The organism is Bradyrhizobium sp. AUGA SZCCT0158 (genome assembly GCF_018130065.1).
GTDB lineage: Bacteria > Pseudomonadota > Alphaproteobacteria > Rhizobiales > Xanthobacteraceae > Bradyrhizobium.
This window is the reverse complement of record NZ_JAFCME010000045.1, coordinates 17,024-35,340: the sequence shown is the minus strand read 5'-3', so window position 1 is coordinate 35,340 and position 18,317 is coordinate 17,024. Positions and strand designations below refer to the sequence as shown.

16 protein-coding genes are annotated in these 18,317 nt (G+C 63.7%); 11 read left to right on the top strand and 5 right to left on the bottom strand.

Going from position 1 to position 18,317, the window contains the following annotated elements; genetic code table 11:
* Nucleotides 1–704 precede the first annotated feature (704 nt).
* Nucleotides 705–1,481: a calcium-binding protein gene (locus JQ574_RS33540; protein ID WP_212214542.1), complete on the top strand. Its 777-nt coding sequence runs from the start codon at nucleotides 705–707 to the stop codon at nucleotides 1,479–1,481.
* Nucleotides 1,482–1,551: 70 nt separating this feature from the next.
* Here JQ574_RS33540 and JQ574_RS33535 read toward each other — a convergent pair whose 3' ends face one another.
* Together JQ574_RS33535 and JQ574_RS33530 are read right to left on the bottom strand one after the other, a co-directional pair.
* A complete protein-coding gene (locus JQ574_RS33535) occupies nucleotides 1,552–1,959 on the bottom strand; it encodes a type II toxin-antitoxin system VapC family toxin (protein ID WP_212214538.1) in 408 nt (135 codons plus the stop codon).
* Complete coding sequence (locus JQ574_RS33530) at nucleotides 1,956–2,240, bottom strand: antitoxin (RefSeq protein WP_249119773.1); 285 nt, start codon at nucleotides 2,238–2,240, stop codon at nucleotides 1,956–1,958. Before JQ574_RS33530 ends, JQ574_RS33535 begins: the two co-directional genes overlap by 4 nt.
* A 124-nt stretch (nucleotides 2,241–2,364) precedes the next feature.
* Here JQ574_RS33530 and JQ574_RS33525 point away from each other — a divergent pair, with 124 nt between their 5' ends.
* Nucleotides 2,365–2,673: a HigA family addiction module antitoxin gene (locus tag JQ574_RS33525; protein WP_212214535.1), complete on the top strand. Its 309-nt coding sequence runs from the start codon at nucleotides 2,365–2,367 to the stop codon at nucleotides 2,671–2,673.
* A gap of 21 nt (nucleotides 2,674–2,694) precedes the next feature.
* On the opposite strand, the gene JQ574_RS33520 is transcribed toward JQ574_RS33525, so the two are convergent.
* Complete coding sequence (locus JQ574_RS33520) at nucleotides 2,695–4,296, bottom strand: winged helix-turn-helix domain-containing protein (protein WP_212214533.1); 1,602 nt, start codon at nucleotides 4,294–4,296, stop codon at nucleotides 2,695–2,697.
* Between the two features lie 252 nt (nucleotides 4,297–4,548).
* Between JQ574_RS33520 and JQ574_RS33515 the strand changes: the two genes are divergently transcribed.
* From JQ574_RS33515 to JQ574_RS33505, 3 genes are all read left to right on the top strand, one after another.
* Nucleotides 4,549–5,406, top strand: a complete 858-nt coding sequence (locus JQ574_RS33515; protein ID WP_249119772.1) for a class I SAM-dependent methyltransferase — start codon at nucleotides 4,549–4,551, stop codon at nucleotides 5,404–5,406.
* A gap of 159 nt (nucleotides 5,407–5,565) precedes the next feature.
* Nucleotides 5,566–6,435, top strand: a complete 870-nt coding sequence (locus tag JQ574_RS33510; protein WP_212214531.1) for an alpha/beta fold hydrolase — start codon at nucleotides 5,566–5,568, stop codon at nucleotides 6,433–6,435.
* A gap of 108 nt (nucleotides 6,436–6,543) precedes the next feature.
* The gene (locus JQ574_RS33505; protein ID WP_212037440.1) at nucleotides 6,544–7,428 is read left to right on the top strand and encodes an efflux RND transporter periplasmic adaptor subunit; all 885 of its coding nucleotides are present in this window, start codon (nucleotides 6,544–6,546) and stop codon (nucleotides 7,426–7,428) included.
* 104 nt (nucleotides 7,429–7,532) lie between these two features.
* Here the strand turns inward: JQ574_RS33505 and JQ574_RS33500 are convergent, their stop codons facing one another.
* A complete protein-coding gene (locus tag JQ574_RS33500; protein WP_212214527.1) occupies nucleotides 7,533–8,372 on the bottom strand; it encodes a caspase family protein in 840 nt (279 codons plus the stop codon).
* A gap of 325 nt (nucleotides 8,373–8,697) precedes the next feature.
* Here JQ574_RS33500 and JQ574_RS33495 point away from each other — a divergent pair, with 325 nt between their 5' ends.
* The 5 genes from JQ574_RS33495 (at nucleotide 8,698) to JQ574_RS33475 (ending at nucleotide 16,173) form a co-directional block, all read left to right on the top strand.
* Nucleotides 8,698–10,434, top strand: coding sequence for a hypothetical protein (locus JQ574_RS33495; protein ID WP_212214525.1), 1,737 nt, complete (start codon nucleotides 8,698–8,700; stop codon nucleotides 10,432–10,434).
* Between the two features lie 183 nt (nucleotides 10,435–10,617).
* Nucleotides 10,618–11,361, top strand: a complete 744-nt coding sequence (locus JQ574_RS33490) for a thermonuclease family protein (RefSeq protein WP_212214523.1) — start codon at nucleotides 10,618–10,620, stop codon at nucleotides 11,359–11,361.
* Between the two features lie 64 nt (nucleotides 11,362–11,425).
* Complete coding sequence (locus tag JQ574_RS33485; RefSeq protein WP_312014775.1) at nucleotides 11,426–12,259, top strand: LssY C-terminal domain-containing protein; 834 nt, start codon at nucleotides 11,426–11,428, stop codon at nucleotides 12,257–12,259.
* A 241-nt stretch (nucleotides 12,260–12,500) separates the two neighbouring features.
* The gene (locus JQ574_RS33480; RefSeq protein WP_212214520.1) at nucleotides 12,501–13,685 is read left to right on the top strand and encodes an alanine--glyoxylate aminotransferase family protein; all 1,185 of its coding nucleotides are present in this window, start codon (nucleotides 12,501–12,503) and stop codon (nucleotides 13,683–13,685) included.
* A gap of 370 nt (nucleotides 13,686–14,055) precedes the next feature.
* A complete protein-coding gene (locus tag JQ574_RS33475) occupies nucleotides 14,056–16,173 on the top strand; it encodes a S9 family peptidase (protein ID WP_249119771.1) in 2,118 nt (705 codons plus the stop codon).
* A 22-nt stretch (nucleotides 16,174–16,195) separates the two neighbouring features.
* Here JQ574_RS33475 and JQ574_RS33470 read toward each other — a convergent pair whose 3' ends face one another.
* Nucleotides 16,196–16,804, bottom strand: coding sequence for a TetR/AcrR family transcriptional regulator (locus tag JQ574_RS33470; protein ID WP_212214517.1), 609 nt, complete (start codon nucleotides 16,802–16,804; stop codon nucleotides 16,196–16,198).
* Nucleotides 16,805–16,984: 180 nt separating this feature from the next.
* On the opposite strand from JQ574_RS33470, the gene JQ574_RS33465 reads away from it, so the two are divergent.
* Nucleotides 16,985–18,193, top strand: a complete 1,209-nt coding sequence (locus JQ574_RS33465; RefSeq protein ID WP_212214514.1) for an efflux RND transporter periplasmic adaptor subunit — start codon at nucleotides 16,985–16,987, stop codon at nucleotides 18,191–18,193.
* The last annotated feature ends 124 nt before the right edge of the window (nucleotides 18,194–18,317 follow it).

Sequence of the window (18,317 nt, the reverse complement as noted above, 5' to 3'; positions counted from 1 at the left end):
GCACAAAACAAAGTGCACACGAGCATACAGGGCAGCGGAGAACACCCGGCCTTCCCTGCGCAATGGCTTTACGGCTTATGCCGTGATCTCCCCGGAGACGAGTTCTTGGTTGACTCCGTCGCTGCCGGTTCAGCTCACGCTTCTCCGGCAACTTGACGCCTGCAACGGGCGCCAGGACCACACGGTTTTGCCGTACGCTTATCCACGCCGTCGTCTCAGCGTAAACCAGCGTCCACCGCAACCCGCCCAACGTCCGTGACGACGGCCGACGCCCTTCTGACCAGGGCGGGATGGCGATAGATGCGCACTGATTTGGGTCGGCCGACTACAGAAATATTTTTGATTTACGGAAATTTTCTACTTGACACGATTTCCGTAAATCGGAACTGATTTGCCCCGGCTTCGCCAAGGCTACGCCGGGCGCCGCCGTCGTGCCGATTTGTCGCATCTCTCTCCTTCGTCATTCCGGGGCTCGCGAAGCGAGAGCCCGGAATCCATCGGGCAACAGCACTTGCTGCTTGATGGATTCCGGGCTCGCGCCAAGAGGCGCGCCCACAGATGCGCAATTGCGCATCGGGGAATGACGGAGGAAACAACTCCCTAGCAGCCTGTTCCCCAGGGAACAGCGCCGGCCCGCCTTCCCTGCGATGTTCTCCGTCACAGGCAAGCCCATTCTGGGCGGCCGGCACAGAGGGAACGCGACGATGATTTATCCTTGGAAACCATTCAACAAGCTGGATTACGCCGAACAACAATCCGAACTGACCCAGGACGATGCGCGCGACGGTTTTCAGAACCTGGGCGGCAACAGCAACTTTCACTTCCAGCTGACGGGGACCGCCCCCAAGCTCGTCAACGGCCAGGGCGGCAACGACACCATCATCCTGGACGGCAACTCCGCCGACAAGGTGTTTGGCGGCTCCGGCGACGACACGATCGACGGCGGCGCAGGCGACGACAATCTGAACGGCCAGTCGGGCGAGGACCACATCTTCGGCGGCGCCGGCGCGGACCGCATCAGCGGCGGCAGCGACAACGACTATCTGGTCGGCGACAATGACGCGGTCGCGTCCAACCTGCATGGCATCGACACGATGTTCGGCGGCAGCGGCGAAGACACGCTCTACGGCGGCGGCAAGGCCGATGTGATGTCGGGCGGCACGGGCAACGACAACTTCGTCTACTTCGTCGGCCTCGGCGCTGAGAACGAGAGCGCGGTCGGCGCCGCGGACCGCATCACCGACTTCCAGGTCGGCGACAAGATCGACGTCTCCTTCATGGACGCCGACGGCAATTCCGCCAACGGCAACAGCCAGTTCACCTTCTCGTCCAGCGGTGCGACCACCCAGGCCGGCAAGTTCTGGTTCGAGACCCACGACGACGGCCAGCACGTGTTCTTCAACATCAACGGCGGCGCGGCCGACATGGAGATCATTTCGACGAACAGCCACCAGTTCACGACGGCGGATTTCTTGCTGTGAGCCGAGATCGTTCGGTGCAGTGAGTGCTGAATGCGACGGCATGGACCGCCAGCTTTCACGGGCTGGCGGTCTATGCTTCCCAGTTCGCCACCAACAGTCCTGGCACGCGCGCGAACTCGCGGGCGTTCGCCGTCACCAAGGTAGCGCCATGGCGGCGCGCTTGCGCGGCAATCAGAATGTCGTAATGGCCGATCGGGGTGCCTGCCTTTTCAAGGTCGGCGCGGATATCGCCGGCATGCATGGCATCTTCCGGCTCGAACGGGAGAAGATCGATGCCCAGCCCAAGAAATCGTTCAAGCAAGTATTCGTTGTGCTCACGCCGGTCGCTCTTGGCGAATCCGTAGCGCATTTCGAATAACGCGATGACCGGCAACCCTATTGGCGTGCCCCCGCGCATCTGTTCTCCAACGCGGTGACGAAACGACGAATTGCGTCCGCTCACGATCCCGATGACGATGTTGGTGTCGAGGCAAATCATTCGTCGACGAAGATGCGTGGGTCGGGTTCGACCGGCGGATCGTCCGGGACTCCGTCCGGCAGAAAGTCCCGCGCACCAAGCGCGTCGAGCTCAGCCCAGAATTGATCGAGATCGATAGGCTGCTTTTTCAACGGCTCAAGGATGACCTTGTCACCGACCTTGCTGACCTGCACCTCGGTGCCCTCGAAGCGGAATTCCTTCGGCAGGCGCACCGCCTGGCTGCGGCCATGCATGAACAGCTTCGCGGTCGATTGTATGAGCGGTTTGGTGGGTGAATTCATGATCCGCCCTCCTTCGGTAATTGGTAGATACCATTGGTATACATCAAGGCCAATGGACCGTCAATTCCTGATGGAAACCTGAAGAGGTATGCTTAGACGATCGCAGCTACCTGTGAGGCAAACCATGCTGATGACAAAACGCAAGCCGGCGACGATTGGCGAGATTCTCGTCGAGGAGTTCATGCAGCCGATCGGACTGACGCAAGGCGCGCTGGCTGAGGGCATGGGCGTGCAACGCAAGCACGTCAACGAGCTGTGCAACGATCGTCGCAACGTGACCGCGGCGACCGCGCTCATTCTCGCCCGCGCGTTCGGCAACCGTGCGGATTTCTGGCTCGATGTGCAGCGGCGAAGCGATCTATGGGAAGCGATGCATTCACCACTGGCGCGCAAGCGGATTGAACGAGCGCGACCTCTGACGAAAGCGGCGTGAGCCCCGCCGTTAGCCGTCCCCCTACCCCAGCCCCGCCCGCCTGAACCCCTCCAGATAATGCTCCCGCTCCACCTCATGCTCATACGGCATCTCCGTGGACAGCCACGCCAGCGAGATATTCGGCTGCACGTTCCGCAACCCCTCCAGTGCCGCAGCCGCCGCGTGGGTGAAGCCGGACATGCCCAGCGACGCCGTCAGCACGCGGTGGGCGCCGACGAAATCGGGGCGCTGGCGCAGGGCTTCGCGGGAGAGGCGGATCGCCTCCTCGTAGTTGCGGCCGACATACTGGCAATAGGCGGCGACGCCGCAATAGATGCCGGCAAAGGGATCGCGCGGGGAAAAGCGCAGCGCCTGCCGGGCGGCGGCGTCGCCGTCCTCCCAGCGCCCGCGATAGGACAGCGCCACGCCATAGATGCCGCGCGCCGGCGAAAAATTCGGATTGAGCCGCAGCGCCAGCTCGAACTCGGCGATGCAATCGTCAAAGCGGCGGTTGAACAGATAGACGCTCGCCAGCGCATAATGCGCCCACGCATCCTCAGAGTCGGCGCGGATCGCCGCCAACGCGGCGCGTTCCGCCGCCCGCACCGCCGTCGGCATGTCCTCCCAGCCCATATGGGCCGCGAACGTATGGCAGGCGGCGAGCAGGCTGAGCGCCTGGCCGTAGTGGGGATCGACCGCGATGGCTTTTTCGAGCAGCGCCTGCGCCACCAGATTGTCCGATCGCGTCACCCGCCAGTAATGCGACAGCGCGCGCATGACCAGATCCCAGGCGTCCATATTGTCGGGCGTCTTGCGCTGGCTGCGGAAATTCTCGGCGGCATAGAGCTGCGGCTCGATCGCGGCGACCACGGCCTGCGTGATCTCGTCCTGCACCGCAAACACGTCGGCGAGGTTGCGGTCGTAGCGTTCGGCCCAGAGATGGCTGCCGGTGACGACATCGTTGAGCTGCGCGGTGATGCGCACATGGTCGCCATCCTTGCGCACCGAGCCCTCGACGACATAGCCGACGCCGAGCTCCTCGCCGATCTGCTTCAGATGCACCTGACGGCCGCGATAGACGAAAGAGGAGTTGCGGGCGATGACATAGAACCAGCGCAGCTTTGACAGCGCGGTGATGATGTCCTCCGAAATGCCTTCGGAAAAATATTCCTGCTCGGGCTCGCCGGAGATGTTTGTGAACGGCAGCACGGCGATCGCGGGGCGGTCGAGCGGCGGCAGGGAGATGTGCGCGGGCTCGGGCGGGCGCGCCAGGGATGCAGGGGTCGCGCTTTGCGGCGCAAGGGCGCCGCTGAGCGCGGGTCGCGGTGCAAGTGCACCGCTGCTGACATCTCCAACAAAACGAAAACCCTTGCGAGCGATGGTGCGGATCAGCGCCTGGTCCTTGCCGCTGTCGCCGATGGCGGTGCGCGCGGCGTTGATGCGGCTGGTCAGTGTGGATTCGGAGACGATGCGGCCGTGCCAGATGCTCTCGATCAGATCATCCTTGGTAACGACGTGGTCGCGGTGCTCGACCAGGTACATCAACAGATCGAACACCTGCGGCTCGACTGCGACAATTTGGCCATCGCGGGTCAATTCGCGCACGGCGCTGTCGAGCACATGGTTTGAGAAGTGAAATTGCACGCGAGGATCCCCGTGACCGTTTGATCGGGCCCGCTTGTCGCCCGGTTCTGCCGGGTTTTGCTGGCGGGGCCGCTCAATTAGCGCGCTCAAATCAGCCATGACGTGTTTTACCTAACAGATGCCTGCCTCACAGAAAAATCAGGGTGGCCTCAAGGCAAAATCAGCCCCGTCTCAGAGTCTTTAGGTCCTCGGAACGGCATGTTCGGTTCATCGCGGCCCGCATTGTGGCCGCATGACCCGGAGGAACACCGCATGGCCACCCCAGCTACCGCTACCGCCGCCACCCCCGCCCCGACCATGATGCCCGCTCCCGATCTGGCCGCGCTGAAGACCAGGCAGCAGGCGGCGTGGTCGTCAGGCAATTACGCCATCGTCGGTTCTACGCTGCAGATCGTCGGCGAGCAGCTGTGCGAGGCGCTCGACCTCAAGGCCGGCTCGAAGGTGCTGGATGTCGCCGCCGGCAACGGCATGGCCTCGCTCGCCGCCGCGCGCCGCTGGTGCGAGGTAACCTCGACCGATTACGTGCCGGCGCTTCTGGAGCGCGGCCGGGCGCGCGCCAATGCCGAAGGCATGACGATGGAGTTTCGCGAGGCCGACGCGGAGAACCTCCCCTTCGACAACAACTCTTTTGAAGTCGTGCTCTCGACCTTCGGCGTGATGTTCACGCCGAACCAGGACAAGGCCGCTTCGGAACTACTGCGCGTGTGCAAGCCGAAGGGCCAGATCGGCCTCGCCAACTGGACGCCGGACGGCTTCATCGGCCAGGTATTCAAGACGCTCGGCAAACATCTGCCGCCGCCCGCGGGCGCGAAATCGCCGGCGATGTGGGGCACCCGCACGCGGCTCACCGAAATGTTCGATGCCGGCGCCGCCACGATCAAGGCGGAATCCCGGCTTTTCAATTTCCGCTACCGCTCGGCCGAGCATTTCCTCGACGTGTTCAAGACGTTTTATGGCCCGGTGCTGAAAGCGTTCGCCGCGCTCGAGCCGGCCAAGCAGGAAGAGCTGCACAATGATCTGCATGCCCTGATCGTCCGCATGAACCGCGCCAGCAACGGCACCATGGTGGTGCCGAGCGAGTATCTCGAAGTGGTGATCACGAAGCGATGACGCTGCACGTCCACACACCACCAACGTTGTCATGCCCGGGCTTGACCCGGGCATCCATCCCTCTTCGCAAGAGTCCTTCGAAGAAGATGGATGGCCGGGTCGAGCCCGGCCATGACGGAGAGAAAGTCATTTCCGAAACGAACACACAGGATTGCTCCGATGAACATTTTGACTCCAATCTCTTCACGACAAAACGCCACCGCTTGCGTCGTCGCGTTGCATTGCTCGCTCGGTTCGGGACGCCAGTGGACAAAACTCGGCGCCGAATTTGGGCCAGGCACAAAACTGATCGCGCCCGATCTGATCGGCTATGGCAGTAAGGCCTGCACGTTCGACCTGCCGCTGACACTGGCGCAGGAAGTGGCGTGCCTGCGCGAGACGCTCGATCAGGCCAATGGCTCGATCCATCTGGTCGGCCATTCCTATGGCGGCGCCATCGCGTTCAAGATCGCGACCGACCCGGCGTATGAGCATCGCATCCGCAGTCTGACGCTGATCGAGCCGGTGCTGCCGACGCTGCTGCGCGAAAGCGCGCCGGACCGGCGGCTGCACGACCAGTTCGCTGATCTGGCCACCGAGGTGCGCCACGATATCTGGAACGGGTCAGTGCTGGAGGCGATCGACAAGTTTTCCGAGTTCTGGTGCGGCTCCGGCCCGCGCGAGGAACTGCCTGTCGCCGCGCGCATCCGCATGATCGAGCATGCCGAACGGCTGCCGTACGATTTCGCCGCCGCCTTCGCCGAAGAGAATGTGACGATGGCGGCGGCCTCGCTGCGGGTGCCGACGCTGCTGTTGTCCGGCGGGCAATCGCCGAACCTGACTCAGCGCATCGTCCGCCGGCTGGCCGCTGACATCGACGGCGCCGAACTGCGCCATCTGCCGGATGCCGGGCATATGCTCGCGATGACCCATGCCGGCATCATCAACCCTGTGATCGCGGCCCATATCGCCCGCGCCGATGAACTTGCCGGCGTGCCGCTGGCGGCCGGCCAGCCGGCGGCGAAGCTGGTCAGCCTGGCAGGCGGTTGAGCCGCGGTTTGGGCCTCCTTGGTGGTCTTCTTGCCGCTTGGCGCGCCGGTCGGGCATCTGGTATCCATTTCTGGTATTTATGGGCCCGAAACTGGAAATGAAACGCCGATGATCACCGCGCGCGACCTCAAGCTGCCTGCCCTGATGCTTGCGGGGGCGCTCAGCCTGGCCGCGCCGCCGGCGTTTGCCGCCGACGAGGAAACGGCGCCCAAGGGCGCGGCGGTCACCGTGTTCAAGGCCGCGAAATCCTGCTTCGGCAACAATGTCGAGGTGTCAGGCACCATCATCGCGCGCGAGGAAACGCAGGTGCGGCCCGAGCGCATGGGGCTGAAGGTCGCCGAAGTGCTGATCGATGCCGGCGACACCGTCACCGCGGGCCAGACGCTGGCCCGGCTGACACTCCCGGAAGGCGGCACGGTGCTGGTGCAGGCGCCCGTCGCCGGGCTGGTTTCAGCCTCGACCGCCGCGGTCGGCGCCATGGCGTCCGGCAAGGGCGAGGCGCTGTTTTCGATCATCGCCCGCAGCGAATTCGACCTGGTCGGGCTGGTGCCGACCCGCGACATCGCAAAACTTCAGATCAACCAGAGCGCACGGATCAAGGTGATCGGCGCCGGCGAAGTCGATGGCAGGGTGCGTCGGCTGTCGACCACGGTCGAGCCCAACAGCCAGCTCGCCCAGGTGTTCATCGCCGTCACCACCAACCGCCGGCTTCTGGTCAATTCTTCCGGACGGGCGCAGATCAAGACCGGTCAGAGCTGCGGCATCTCGGTGCCGCTGACCGCGATCCTCTATGGCAATGCCGGCACCGTGGTGCAGGTGGTGAAGCGCCAGCGCGTCGAGACCCGGCGGGTCGAAACCGGATTGATGCAGCAGGGCCAAGTCGAGATCCGCGAGGGCATCGTCGAAGGCGATATCGTGGTCGCCCGCGCCGGCGCCCTGCTGCGGGAAGGCGATCCGGTGCGCCCGGTGATGGTAGCCGCGGACGCGAAGTGACGGCATTAGCCGTCATGGCCGGGCTTGACCCGGCCATCCATCGATCTTGAGAGATATTTTGCTTGATGGATGCGCGGGTCAAGCCCGCGCATGACGAGGGGTACTTACCCGCCGATGCTGACGTCTTCGAGCAGCGAGGACGACACCGAGGGAACCTGCTCGCCTTCGCTGGCGCGGGAGATCGTCACGCGGGTTTTGTTGAACGCCGTTTCGAGGCCCGCTTGCGCGGCGAGGTTATTGAGCAGCTCGGACATCAGCACGCTGTACTGGCCCTTGGAATCGTCGGCCACCTTGCCCGGCGTCGCCGAGGTCAGGATCAGCGCGTTTTCGGGGGCCGAGATCGGTGCCAGGCCGTGGGAGTAGGAACGGAAACGGCGCTCATACGGGTTGCGGCGCGAGGCGTCGACCACGACGAGTTTAACCTTGGCGCCCTGCTCCTTCATCGTGTCGAGCACGGACTCGATGCTGACGCCGTCGCGGCGGACATCGGCTTCCTTCCAGATCGCGGCATCGACCGGGATCATGTAGCTCTGGCGTCCGACCTGGACGCCGTAGCCGCCGAAGAACAGCATCACCACGCTGTCGGGCTTGATCTTGGACTTGAGCCGGCCGATGGCGCGGGCCATGTCGTCCTTGGTGGCGTCTTCCACCACGTCGACGTCAAAGCCCTTGCCGCGCAACGCCGAGGTGAGGCCGCGGGCGTCATTGATCGGCTGCGCCAATGGTGCCGAGGCGTCGGGATAGTGGCCGTTGCCGATGACCAGTGCGACGCGGGAAGTCTTGGTGGCGACGTCGAAATTCTGTTCGGTCGCGATCGCCTTGGCAGCATCGAGCGAACGCTTGTTGAGCGCAGCATGGGCGCCGATCGCCAGTGACACCAGGCCGACCAAAGCGGCGGCCACGGTGACCGAGCGGCGAGAGATGCTTGGCTTGCTACCGTCCATTGTTTCAATTCCCAATCGTTGACCAGGGCGCGCCAAGTTAGTCGCGCCAGTGCCGTTTAGGTTTGAGGGGTTGCGAATTGGTGTGCCGTCGAATTGTGGCAATTTGCGGCACCGCAACAAAGAAACCCTTAACCCGCACGGCCATTGCGGGCAACCTCCTTTGGCGCATGACGTTCCCCAAGAGAATGATGGTACCAAATCGGGACATTTTATGTGACATCAGTCACATTTGTATTTCCCGCTGATTTGTATCATTTTCAATGGCTTGCAGGCCGGCGGTAGATTCGACGGCCCTCGGTTCACGGTTCCGGCGAAAAGAGACTGCATGGGCTTTCAATATTTCGCCGGCGCCGCCTACCGCGCGCTGACCGCCCGCAAGGACGGTCCGTCGCTGTACGACGTCTGCGATCCGCTGCTGCTGAACTATGCCGGCGGCGACCCTCATCTTGGGAAATTCTATCGGACCGCGCTCGGCAACCCCGCGCTGCGGCCGCTGCTGCGCCGTACCGGATTGCCGCAACTTCGCGACGAAGGCCGGCTGCAGTCGCTGCGTGAGGCACTGACCCGCGCCCGCGACGACGACGCGCCGGACTGGGAAGCGGTAGGTACACCCATCGCCGAACTGATGGCGACGATCGATGTCCGCCACCCAAAGCCGGCGCCGGCCGTGTCGCCTGCAAAAGCGCCTGACCTCGCCGAGATCGAGCGCGTGATCCGGACCTGCGGCGCGCATCTGCTGCGCTCGTTTGCCAAAAACGGCTTCATCCCGACCTATGCCGCGTTCAACCTGCTCGGCGATGCCGACATGGGCGGGCGCGAAATGCTGATGGCGCTGACCGGGCTCAATTCGCGCGGCTACAAGAACTCGACCCTGCTGTTCAGCCTGGCGCGGATCTTCATCGCGCATTCACCGGCCCGCGCGCTGATCAATCCGCCCTGGACCGGCATCGCCGAGCCGATGTGGGAGCCGATGCAGATCCGGCACCGCTCGGCCTATTACGACGCCTTCTTCACCGAGGCGCTGCTCAGCTTTGTCGAAACCGGCCTCGCCTCCGTGGACCAGACGGCTGCGTCGCGCCGCGCCATCTCGGAGATGGTCGATTTTTGCCTCGCCACCAGCGCCGAGGAAGTGCCCTCGCATGACGGCTCCACCGTGCGCGTCATCACCGCGCTGGCGCCGCTGCCGCATCCGCGGTTTTCAAAATTCTTTTCCCAGATCAAGCAGGATCTCGGCTTCGGCATCTACGTGCCGGACTGCGACACCACCGCCTGCTCATTCTCGGCGGCGACGCAGGCAGGCTCGACCGATCCGATCCTCGATCAGCCGCTTTTGGATTTCTACGCCGGCTATCAGGTCCGCAGCGGCGCCAACGAGCCGCGCGTGACGGTGCCGCTGAACGACAACGTCGAGTACGAGGGCGGCGTCGTGACATGGATCGACAACCTCGCCGGCGACCGGCCCTACGGCAACGACCTCGACCCGACGCTCAATCTCGACATCCTCGAGGTCAGCTTCCGCAACCTTGCGCGCTGGAAGATCATCGAGACGCCGTCACGGCTGGAGACGGTTCATCGCATCATCGGCTTCCAGAAGCGGCTGGTGGAAAGCGGCGCGTTTTCCAATCCGCGCTCGCATATCTATTATCTGCCGGAGCTCTATTGCGCCTATTTCGGCCGCTGCTATGCGGCCTTCATCGCGCTGCCGCCGGCGGCGCGGCTGGCGATCGATCCCGAAAACACCTTCGACTTCATCCGCGGCCGCGTGCTGGCCTATGTCGAGGGCGAGTTGATCACCCACGAGATGAACGCCTTCGATGCGGCGCTGGCCCTGATGGCGCTCGCGCATCTCGGCGCTGACGCGTCGAGCTTCACGCCTGCGCTGCATTGCATCGTCGCCGGTGTCGGCGAAGGCGGCCGCCACGGACCCTACAAGGCGTATGAGTGGAACAAGATGAAGACCCCGACACGCATCCTGGTCGGTGGCCCCGAGGTGACCTCGGCCTTCGTGCTGATGGGGCTGGCGCTGGCGCGAGGGGTGATGATGCGGGGAAAAAGCGCGTAGCAGCGCATATCCCACGAAAGAGGGATATGCGGCACGACGCAAACTCGTAAGCTGAGACGAGTCGAAAGCGCCGATTTCTGACGGGAAGTTGAAAGCCATGCGGCCCCAGAGCACTGGCAAGCCGGCCTCAATGTCCGCACAATCCGCGCAATTGTCATCAATATTTTCGCGCCGGGATTGCCGATGAATTTGCAGACGCTGAAATCAAAGACCTGGCTTTGCGTCGCTCTGACGTTGTTGCTGCCCACGATGGCGCACGCCGCCGACATCACCGGCGTCCCGAAAATCCGCCAAGGCGACCAGCTTCAGATCGGCAATACCCGCATTCGGCTCGGTGGCATCGACGCGCCGGCGGTGGATCAGCTCTGCCTCAACAACAAGAGCGAACGCTGGACCTGCGGCGTCGCTGCGCGTGACGAACTGATCAAGCATTTTGGCAACAAGAGCTGGACCTGCCGTACCCGCAGCGTCGATCGTCGCGGCCGCACCGTGGCGCGATGCGAGGTCGGCGGCGAGGACGTCCAGAAATGGATGGTCGCCAACGGCTGGGCGCTGGCGTTCACGCGGATTTCCCGCGACTATGAGGCGGATGAAAAGGCGGCGCGCGAGGCCAAGGCCGGCATGTGGCAGGGCGCGTTCATCGCGCCGTGGGACTGGCGCGCCCGCAACAAGAAGACCGCCATTCTCGGCGCCGCCAAACCGCCCGAGAACGCCATCACCATCCTATTGGCATCGGCCTCCGGCTCGGTCGCGCCGTCGCCCGACTGCACCATCAAGGGCAACGTCAATCGTTCCGGCGAGTGCATTTTCCACCAACCCACCAGCCGCTGGTATGCGAAGATCGAAATGAAGATCAGCAAGGGCACGCGCTGGTTCTGCTCGGTCGAAGAGGCCGAAGCCGCGGGTTGCCGCGAGACCAGACGCTAAGATCCTAGCTCTCGTCGCGAAGTGCGGGGCGAGGGAGAAGTGCCGCAACTCAACGAGCAACGCTGTGGCGCACACACAAGTTGATGGACCACTGCCAAAACATCGCGGCGGGCTGCGCCGCGCGGTTACGCTCATCCTGTTCATCCTTTGCGGCTATGGCTTGCTCGCCTATCTGGTCCTGCCCGGGCTGTGGACGCATTATGAGCATCAGAAAGGGCTTGCGGATCTGCCGATGGTGACGCGCACGGGACAAGGCATTCCCGGCGACCCGATGAATGTCGGCCTGATCGGCGATCAGCGCGACGTGATCTGCGCGATGCATCAGGCCGGCTGGTATCCGGCCGATCCGATCACGCTGAAATCGTCGATCGAGATCATAGGCTCCGTGCTGCTCGACCGCCCCTACAAGGATGCGCCGGTCAGCAATCTCTATTATCAGGAACGCCGCGAGGATCTGGCTTACGAAAAACCGATCGGCGCCAGCGCCGATCGCCGCAACCACGTGCGCTACTGGAAGGTGCTGGACCAGGGCGAGGAAAAACGCCCGGTGTGGCTCGGCGCGGCGACGCAGGATCGCGGCGTCGGCGTCAGCCGATACACCGGCGCGGTGACGCACCACATCAGCGCCGATCTCGACGCCGAGCGCGCGCGGCTCACCGCCGACCTGGAGAACGCCGGCATGGTGACCGCGAAATATCAGGTGACCGGCATCGGCCCGACCATTGCGGGCTATAATGGCGGCGGCGACCTCTATTACACCGACGGCGAGATCTGGGTGCTGCGGCTGGTCGAGGCGTGCCGGAAGCGCGACGGCCCGGCGGTGACGATCCCGAGCCCGCCGGCGACCGAGCTGAAGGATCAGATCTGGCATGCGATCGCGGGGGCAATGGGAAAATAGCCAATGGCTGTCGTCCCGACCCCCGTGCGCAATTGCGCACTGGGCCGGGACGACGAGATAGAAGGGTGCGGCCATTGCACGGAGCAGCAAGGCCTTCCTCGGAGCAATCCATTCCCTATTTGTGATTCTGGATTGCTTCGCTGCGCTCGCAATGAAGGTTTCAATCGATTATTGTCATGCTCCAGTCCTACCAAACCTCGGGCGCCTTGATTCCGCGTTCCACCGATAAGGAATAAGAAAAATGACCGTTCGCGCGGGCCGGGAATTTCTGGCCATCCCCGGACCCACCACCATGCCCGACGAAGTGCTTCAGGCGATGCACCGTCCGGCGCTCGATATTTATTCCAAAGAGATGCTGGACCTGACGCACGGCCTGCTCGGCGATCTCTCAAAACTGTTCGCGACCAAGGGCCACTCCTACATCTACATCGCCAATGGCCATGGCGCGTGGGAAGCGACGCTCTCCAACGTGCTGTCGCGGGGCGACAAGGTGCTGGTGCTGGAAAGCGGCCGCTTCGCGATCGGCTGGGGCAATGCCGCGGCCGCGATGGGCGCCGAGGTCGAGGTGCTGAAAGGCGACTGGCGCCGCGCGATCCGCCCGGCCGAAGTCGAGGCGCGCCTCAAGCTGGACAAGGAGCACAAGATCAAGGCCATCGTCGCCGTGCAGATCGATACCGCTTCGGGCGCCTATAACGACGTCGAAGCGATCGGCAAGGCGATCAAGGCGTCGGGTCATCCCGCGCTCTTCATGGTCGACACCGTTGCCTCGCTCGGCTGCGTGCCGTTCGAGATGGACGCCTGGGGCATCGATGTCGCGATGTCCGGTTCGCAGAAGGGCCTGATGACGCCTCCGGGCCTCGGCTTCGTCGCCGCCAACGACCGCGCTCGCGAGGTGCACAAGAAGGCAAACCTGCGCACGCCCTATTGGGACTGGACCGAGCGCGATGGCAGCGAGCATTACCGCAAATATGCCGGCACGGCGCCGGTGCATCTCCTGTTCGCGCTGCGCAAGGCGATCGACATGCTCCACGCCGAAGGCCTGGAAAATGCCTTCCTGCGCCACCGGCTGCTCGCCGAAGCGGTTCGCCGCGCTGTCGCGGTCTGGGCCGAGGGCCAGGTCATCGGCTTCAACATCGCGGAAGCAAACGAGCGCTCCAACACCGTGACGACGGTGACGGTGAACGGCCACGACCCCGCCGCGCTGCAGCGCTATTGCAAGGAAAAATGCGGCGTGGTGCTGGGGACCGGCATTGGCGACCTCTCCGGCCAGGCATTCCGCATCGCACATATGGGCCACGTCAATGCACCGATGATCCTGGGCACGCTCGGCGTCATCGAAGTCGGCCTCAACGCCCTCAACATCCCCCATGGCAAGGGCGGAACCGAAGCCGCGATCGAATGGCTCGGCGAAAGCGTGAGCGCGTGAGAAACGCTTTATAATATCCAACGCACCGTCATGCCCGGCCGAAGCGGTCTGCCTTGCGCAGACCGCGTAAACTTGTCTGCGTTGCCGGGCATCCACGTCTGGGCTTTCACCTAAAGCACGAAAGACGTGGATGGCCGGGACAAGTATACGGTCCGGAGAGATGGGTAACGGGTGTTCGGAGACATGGGTAACGGGTTCCGATATAATGCCCAACAGCCAATTGCCGTCATTGCCGGGCTTGACCCGGCAATCCATCCGCTTGAGGAAGGCTTTCTTTTTGATGGATGCGCGGGTCCTTGGCGCGAAGACGCGCTTCTGGCCCGCGCATGACAATAGCGCAAGTGGCAATACCGACTGAAACGAGGATCGCTTGACCCAATCGACGACCAAAGGCCGTTCACTGCAGGCGCCGGTGGCGCCGCGCCGCCCGCATTCCTTCACCACTCATGGCATCACGGTGACGGACGATTATGCGTGGCTCAAGGACGCCAAATGGCAGGAGGTGCTGCGCGATCCCTCGATCCTGGATGCCGACATCAGGCAATATCTGGAAAGCGAAAACGACTACACCGAGAGCCTGCTCGGCCACACCTCGCCGCTGCAGAAGCAGCTGGTCGCGGAGATGCGCGGACGCATCAAGGAAGACGATTCCAGCGTGCCGTCGCCGGACGGCCCGTTCGCTTACCTGCGCAAATTCCGCGAGGGCGGCCAGCACGAGATGTTCGGCCGCACCCCGCGCAACGGCGGCGACGTTGAGATCGTGCTCGACGGCGACGCGCTGGCGGCATCCCACAGCTATTTCAAGTTCGGCGGCGCACGGCATTCGCCTGACCATAAACTGCAGGCCTGGAGCGCCGACACCAAGGGCTCGGAATATTTTTCAATTCGCGTGCGCGACTGGGCCAGCGGCAAGGACTCTGACGACCTCGTCGAGGAGACCGATGGCGGCGTGGTCTGGAGCACGGACGGACAAAGCTTCTTCTACGTCAAGCTCGACGACAATCACCGGCCGATGCAGGTGTGGCGGCATCGCCTCGGCACCCGGCAGGCGGACGACACGCTGGTCTATGAGGAAGCGGATTCCGGCTGGTTCACCCATCTGCATGAAAGCTCCAGCGGACGGTTTTGCGTGATCGCAGGCGGCGACCATGAAACCTCCGAGCAGCGCCTGATCGACCTGGCGCATCCCGAGACGCCGCCGCGGCTGGTAGCGGCCCGCGAGGAAGGCGTGCAATATTCGATAGCCGACCGCGGCGACGAGCTGTTCATCCTCACCAACGCCGATGACGCGATCGACTTCAAAGTGATGACCGCGCCGCTGGCGGCGCCTGAGCGCACCAACTGGCGCGATTTGATCCCGCATCGCGAGGGCATCTATGTGCTCGATGTCGAGCTTTACGCCGGACACATGGTGCGACTGGAGCGTGCCAACGCGCTGCCCGCGATCATCATCCGCGATCTCACGTCAGGCGAAGAACACGCCATCGCCTTCGACGAAGCAGCTTATTCGCTCGACACCATGGGCGGCTATGAATTCGAAACCACCAATTTGCGGTTTTCCTATTCGTCGATGACGACGCCATCGGAAGTCCATGATTACGATATGGCGACGCGAACGCGAGAGCTGCGAAAGCGGCAGGAGATTCCATCCGGCCACAACCCGGCCGACTACGTCACCACCCGCATCATGGCGACGGCGCATGACGGCGCCAAAGTGCCGGTCTCGATCCTGCACTCTAAGGATCTCGTGCGCGACGGCAACGCGCCGCTGCTGCTGTACGGCTACGGCTCCTACGGCATGGCGATGCCGGCCTCGTTCGCGGCCAACCGGCTGTCGCTGGTCGATCGCGGCTTTGTCTACGCGATCGCGCATATCCGCGGCGGCGCCGATAAGGGTTGGGGCTGGTATCTCGACGGCAAGCGCGAAAAGAAGACCAACACGTTCGACGATTTTGCCGCGGCGGGACGTGCGTTGATCGAGGCCAAATACACCAGCGCAAAGCGCATCGTCGGCCATGGCGGCAGCGCCGGCGGCATGCTGATGGGTGCGGTCGCCAACCGCGCCGGCGAATTGTTCGCCGGCATCGTTGCGGAAGTGCCGTTCGTCGACGTGCTGAATACGATGCTCGACGACACGCTGCCGCTGACGCCGCCGGAATGGCCGGAATGGGGCAACCCGATCGAGAGCGAGAAGGATTTTCGCACCATCCTGTCCTATTCGCCCTACGACAACATCGAAGCCAAGGACTATCCGCTGATCCTCGCGATGGGCGGCTTGACCGATCCGCGCGTCACCTATTGGGAGCCGGCGAAGTGGATCGCGCGGTTGCGCGCGACGATGGTCGGCGGCGGCCCGGTATTGCTCCGCACGAATATGGGCGCCGGCCATGGCGGCGCGTCGGGACGATTCAACCGGCTCGACGAGGTCGCGATCGCCTATGCGTTCGCGTTGTGGGCGGTGGGATTGGCGGAGAGGGCGGAGGTATAACCTTCTCCTCGCGTTTGCCGCGTCAGACCGTCGCCAAATCAGGTGGCGGCGGCCATGTGCGCAGCGCCATCTCGGCGATCTTGCGCACTTGCTCCCGCGTGGTTCCACCAGCCGCCTGCACCGCCATGCCCTGCAGGATCGCGGAGAGATAGGCCGCGAGATCGGCGGCGTCGGATCCCTGAGGAAGCTCGCCTTCGGCGATCGCCCGCTCGAAGCGCTCGCGCAAATCCTGTTCGCCTTTGGCGCGGCGCGACACCAGTTCCTGCTTGATGGATTCGGCGGCGTCGCCGCAGGTCAGCGCGCCCTGGACCGCCAGACATCCCGGCGGGTGGTCGGGGCCCGTGACAGCGTCGGCGCTTTCATACAACAGGTGCTCCACCACGGCGCGTATGGTCGGCTTGGCCAGCGCGACCTGGAAGTAACCGCCGGGCCCATCGACATACCGATCCAGCGCCTTGCGAAACAGCTCTTCCTTGTTGCCGAACGCAGAATAGAGGCTCGGCTTGGTGATCCCCATGGTTTCGGTGAGGTCCGCGATCGACGCGCCTTCATAGCCTTTGCTCCAGAACACCTGGAGCGCCAGGTCGAGCGCCTTGTCGACATCGAATTCGCGGGGCCGTCCCATGGCCATGATGGGGTCCTCCTCCAATTTCCTACCGATCGTTAGATAAGTGACTTGACAGGGGATGTCGATGGCCCATCTATACCGAGCGTTATGAATGTGTGCGCTGCAACGTAGACGTGGATCGGGTGTCGTACCTGCTCCCGCCTGTTTCAAATCGGGGAACAGCGCCGAATGTCTGGGGTCATCATGAAAAATATTATCAAAAACAAACGTTTGGTTGGAACCGGGCTGGTTCTGGCCGCCCTGGCTATCGCCGCCGGCGCGACCTTCCTGGGCGGCCGAGGTGGCAGCGCGCAGGCCGTGGCGGCCGCAGCCGCGCCAGCGGCCCTGCCGGTCTCGGTCTCCGTCGTGGCACCCCGGCAGACCGTGCCCTGGGACGAGTTTTCCGGCCGGCTTGAGGCCGTCGAGCGGGTCGAAATCCGTTCCCGCGTCGCAGGCGCTATCCAGCAAATCCACTTTACGGAGGGTGCGCTGGTCAAACAGGGAGACCTGTTGATCCAGATCGATCCGTCGCTGTATGCGGCCGATGTGGCGCGCGCCGAAGGCCAGGTCGCCGCGGCCAAGGCGCGCCTGATCCTCACCAGGAGCGATTTCGAGCGCGGCCAGCAATTGACGGATTCGCGCACGATCTCGCAGCGGGATTTTGACGGTCGCGTCAACGCCTACCGCGAAGCCGAAGCCAATCTGAAGGCGGCCGAGGCGACGCTGCAAACGGCACAACTCAATCTCGGTTACACCGAAGTGCGGGCGCCGGTCGCCGGGCGGGTCGGCAAGCTCGAGATTACCGTCGGCAATCTGATCGCCGCCGGACCTGGTACGCCGGTGCTGACCACGCTGGTCTCGGTCAATCCGATTTACGCCAGCTTCAATGCCGACGAGCAGGTGGTGACGCGCGCGTTGCGTACGCTGGCGAATGAATCGACGCCATCAGAGATCGGACGCATCCCGGTGCAGATGGGGACCGGCACCTCCGACGGCATGCCGTACAAGGGAAAGATGCAGCTGATCGACAACCAGGTCGACGCGCGTAGCGGCACGGTGCGCGTTCGCGCGGTGTTCGACAACGCCGACGGCCGCCTGATGCCCGGCCAGTTCGCGCGGCTGCTGATGGGGCAGCCCAAAGCCGAGCCGGTGTTGCTGATCAGCGAGCGCGCCGTCGGCACCGACCAGAACAAGAAATTCGTGATGGTCGTCGACAAGGACAGCAAGGCGGAATATCGCGAAGTTGCGCTCGGCGTATCGATCGACGGCATGCGCGTGGTGACCGGTGGCCTGCACGCCGGCGAGCGCATCGTGGTCAAGGGACTGCAGCGCGTGCGCCCCGGTGCGCTGGTCGCGCCCGAATTGGTCGCGATGGGTTTTGCTTCTTCCGCGACCGAGGTGGCGCAGCGCTAGCAATCTGAGCCCGGTGCTTTTGCGAAAGCACCGGGCAAATGTCGCAAAACAACAGAAGAAAATCCGTGTGGTCGATCACCGTCGGCCGCGCCGGGACCCCTGCGCTTCGCAGCCCCGATATCAG

What these genes read in the sequence shown, in the direction of transcription:
- JQ574_RS33465 (WP_212214514.1), top strand. Translation starts at nt 16,985, where the DNA reads ATGAAAAATATTATCAAAAACAAACGTTTGGTTGGAACCGGGCTGGTT.
- JQ574_RS33530 (WP_249119773.1), bottom strand. Translation starts at nt 2,240, where the DNA reads ATGAATTCACCCACCAAACCGCTCATACAATCGACCGCGAAGCTGTTC.
- JQ574_RS33480 (WP_212214520.1), top strand. Translation starts at nt 12,501, where the DNA reads ATGACCGTTCGCGCGGGCCGGGAATTTCTGGCCATCCCCGGACCCACC.
- JQ574_RS33500 (WP_212214527.1), bottom strand. Translation starts at nt 8,372, where the DNA reads ATGGACGGTAGCAAGCCAAGCATCTCTCGCCGCTCGGTCACCGTGGCC.
- JQ574_RS33495 (WP_212214525.1), top strand. Translation starts at nt 8,698, where the DNA reads ATGGGCTTTCAATATTTCGCCGGCGCCGCCTACCGCGCGCTGACCGCC.
- JQ574_RS33535 (WP_212214538.1), bottom strand. Translation starts at nt 1,959, where the DNA reads ATGATTTGCCTCGACACCAACATCGTCATCGGGATCGTGAGCGGACGC.
- JQ574_RS33490 (WP_212214523.1), top strand. Translation starts at nt 10,618, where the DNA reads ATGAATTTGCAGACGCTGAAATCAAAGACCTGGCTTTGCGTCGCTCTG.
- JQ574_RS33515 (WP_249119772.1), top strand. Translation starts at nt 4,549, where the DNA reads ATGGCCACCCCAGCTACCGCTACCGCCGCCACCCCCGCCCCGACCATG.
- JQ574_RS33470 (WP_212214517.1), bottom strand. Translation starts at nt 16,804, where the DNA reads ATGGCCATGGGACGGCCCCGCGAATTCGATGTCGACAAGGCGCTCGAC.
- JQ574_RS33510 (WP_212214531.1), top strand. Translation starts at nt 5,566, where the DNA reads ATGAACATTTTGACTCCAATCTCTTCACGACAAAACGCCACCGCTTGC.
- JQ574_RS33505 (WP_212037440.1), top strand. Translation starts at nt 6,544, where the DNA reads ATGATCACCGCGCGCGACCTCAAGCTGCCTGCCCTGATGCTTGCGGGG.
- JQ574_RS33540 (WP_212214542.1), top strand. Translation starts at nt 705, where the DNA reads ATGATTTATCCTTGGAAACCATTCAACAAGCTGGATTACGCCGAACAA.
- JQ574_RS33525 (WP_212214535.1), top strand. Translation starts at nt 2,365, where the DNA reads ATGCTGATGACAAAACGCAAGCCGGCGACGATTGGCGAGATTCTCGTC.